Origin of the sequence: Pseudotabrizicola sediminis, assembly GCF_004745575.1 — a bacterium.
GTDB lineage: Bacteria > Pseudomonadota > Alphaproteobacteria > Rhodobacterales > Rhodobacteraceae > Pseudotabrizicola > Pseudotabrizicola sediminis.
In genome coordinates this window covers 1-2,482 of record NZ_RPEM01000040.1, presented here as the reverse complement: position 1 = coordinate 2,482, position 2,482 = coordinate 1, and the positions used below count along the sequence as shown (strand labels likewise).

4 protein-coding genes are annotated in these 2,482 nt (G+C 57.5%); 1 reads left to right on the top strand and 3 read right to left on the bottom strand.

The window, feature by feature from the left end; all coding sequences use genetic code 11:
* Positions 1-342: 342 nt before the first annotated feature.
* Both EEB11_RS19160 and EEB11_RS19155 read right to left on the bottom strand, forming a co-directional pair.
* Entirely contained in the window at positions 343-837 is a 495-nt protein-coding gene (locus tag EEB11_RS19160; protein WP_135434181.1) for a hypothetical protein, read from the bottom strand.
* A 344-nt stretch (positions 838-1,181) separates the two neighbouring features.
* Positions 1,182-1,487, bottom strand: a complete 306-nt coding sequence (locus EEB11_RS19155; protein ID WP_135434179.1) for a hypothetical protein — start codon at positions 1,485-1,487, stop codon at positions 1,182-1,184.
* Between the two features lie 469 nt (positions 1,488-1,956).
* Between EEB11_RS19155 and EEB11_RS19870 the strand changes: the two genes are divergently transcribed.
* Positions 1,957-2,121: a hypothetical protein gene (locus EEB11_RS19870; RefSeq protein WP_210134475.1), complete on the top strand. Its 165-nt coding sequence runs from the start codon at positions 1,957-1,959 to the stop codon at positions 2,119-2,121.
* Here EEB11_RS19870 and EEB11_RS19865 read toward each other — a convergent pair.
* Positions 2,118-2,321: an MDR/zinc-dependent alcohol dehydrogenase-like family protein gene (locus EEB11_RS19865; RefSeq protein WP_245299016.1), complete on the bottom strand. Its 204-nt coding sequence runs from the start codon at positions 2,319-2,321 to the stop codon at positions 2,118-2,120. The genes EEB11_RS19870 and EEB11_RS19865 overlap by 4 nt on opposite strands.
* Between the last annotated feature and the right edge of the window lie 161 nt (positions 2,322-2,482).

Sequence of the window (2,482 nt, the reverse complement as noted above, 5' to 3'; positions counted from 1 at the left end):
GTGGAGTCCTTCACGCCCTTCGCGAGCCAAAGACGCATAATGAAGTTGGTTTTAACCCGTGAGCGATGTCCCGATTCGAGGATCGGCATATCCGGCCCTCTTTCGCCGTTCATCGTCTGCAGCTTGCTGCATCGCGGCTTCACTGAACCGGCCGTTCGTGGTGGCCGCAGCATTTTCAGTCTAGCTGTCGCTGATGCGGGACAGAACTACAGATCGACATGGGCACTATAATCCCGTGGCAATTGCCGTGATTTTGAAGGTAACGCATGGTCTCAGGACATGTAGTGAGAGTTCACCAGCTCGCTTGGCAAAACTTCGACTGCAAGAGAAAGCGCTTTGGTCCTATTCCTTTGAGCCGAAACGATTTGCTGGAATTTCCCTTCCACTGATCAGGGTGTTGATATGTTCCCTCGAAATTGCGACGGCATAGACGGTGCCATTGCCATCCAACCAGACCTCACCCCTGCGGACGATACCGTCGACATACTTGTGAACTGCCCCAGAGCGATCAACGCCCACGGCCTGACAACGACCGTTTACGCGAACATGAACTGTCTCGGTTCCTCGATCAGAATCGTCGTCTTCAAGAACGCAGATTTCGGCGGCCACCGGAGCATTTGACCGAACGAGCTTGCCGCGTTTCCAGATATAGCGCATCGAAACCATCCCGCCGTAGGCAAGTCCAGCGCCGGCCGCAAACATGATGACACGGATGGGAAATGGTGGAGCTTCGGCGAAAAGCTCGGGCCTAACGGCAAACCACACGAACACCACGCCGATGCCAAGTGCCATGATGCCGCGATAGCTTACTCTGCCCAATCTCTTGTTTCCAGGCATCGTTCGCCTCTATCGCATGAAGGGTTGCTGAAACCGAACAAAACGCCAAGGTGCAGTTGGGTTATTCTAGGGACCAATCTCCTGCGTTTAGATTCGTCTGAACCAGAGGATCGGTCAAGCAGGAGAGATCACGAGCGCCTTGCATCGATCCAGACCGAGGAACGATCGTTCGCAAAAGGCTCCTTGGAGCCTTGCGGCGGTGCAGCATCCCCGCTGACCCTTCGTGGTTTGCCAGCAACTTGTTCGGCCCGCTGCGGACCTTGACCTTCGTTTCAACAGAGATTGGGAGCCGGCGCACTCCGGGCATCCGCCAATAACCGGCAACAGGACATTTTGGATATGCCTCAGATCGATCCACCACCCAGTCGCCTTGCTTGCCCAGCGCGCACGATCGCCGCCTCGACGTCGGCAGCGGCGACGTTGAAAAGATCAAGACCGCCAAGCTTTCCGAGGCGCACACTGAAGTGCCCGGTTCCGCGATAGGGAAAAGCTCTTCTCATGGCCCCGATCAATTCGTCGTCGCTGCCCAGTGAAAGATCGTAACGGATCAAGCCCTCGGTCCTCCGAGCGCCGTGAATGACAATGGCCAAGCGAGAGGCGACCAAACCCAGATCCTGCTCCAACCCTTCCGCGAGTTTCAGAAGGAGCAAGCGAAATTCCGGGCAAAGCTCGTACGGAGGCAGCAGGTCACATCCCCGATATGTTGGTGTTGCCCTGTTAATATGCCCGGCGAAGGATAAGCTGGCAAGACGAGCGCTGACTGAGAGATCGTGCCCAATCCATTCCCACAGACGACTGTGGTCGCTCCATCGTAGAAATCAACAGATCGGTTCGCTGCGCCTTTCATAGGTGACTGCTACCTTGGTCTCGCTGCAGTCGCCATGCCGCAGCACCGTCGGTCTCCTCTCCGCCCTATGCGAAGGCGACGGCAGCGTCGACGCGCGCGGCCCAAAACGGCCAGTAGGGGCAATCTCGACGCCGCATTGCGGCTTTGCCAAACCGGTCGCTGGTGCTCTCCGCGGCGAGATTGACCGTGTAGTGTCTGCAGTGCGGGACCTTTCAGACCTTCGCTTTGAACGCCCGATTGTCGCTGCACTTGCGACGCTGCACGGAATGGTGTTGAGGAACCAATGGGCCCCGCCCGAACACCGCCACCATGTCGCCGATGCGAACCTTGCCAATCTCGGCACCGCCGAAGCTGGCGGACATGACGTCGGGGCACATCAACACCTGTTCGTCGCTCAGGGCATCCGCACCGGCGCAAGGTTGGCCATCGCGTCCTAAACCAGGATATATTCGGCTTTTGCACCGTTGATGGTTTTGCTGAACTTCCAGCCACCCAGTGGCTTACAGCCGTGCTTCGTGCCCGCTCCGTCCGGCGAACAGCGCCCAGATTGGCAGGCGTTCGACCACATTGAGGGGGTGATCACGCCGGCGATGACCCGCTGCTCTTCGGCAAAGGCTTGCACGGCCGAGGACAGCATCACGATCCCGCCTACCGGCCCGTGGCCGATCAAAAATACTTCGAGATCGGATACTAGCCTTCAGTCAGTTCACGTCCGCCCAACAGTTCGCAGTCGTGGTAACGTTGGATCCAACATCTAAAATCTTGCCCATTCGTTGGGGTTAAGATACTGTTCGGCTC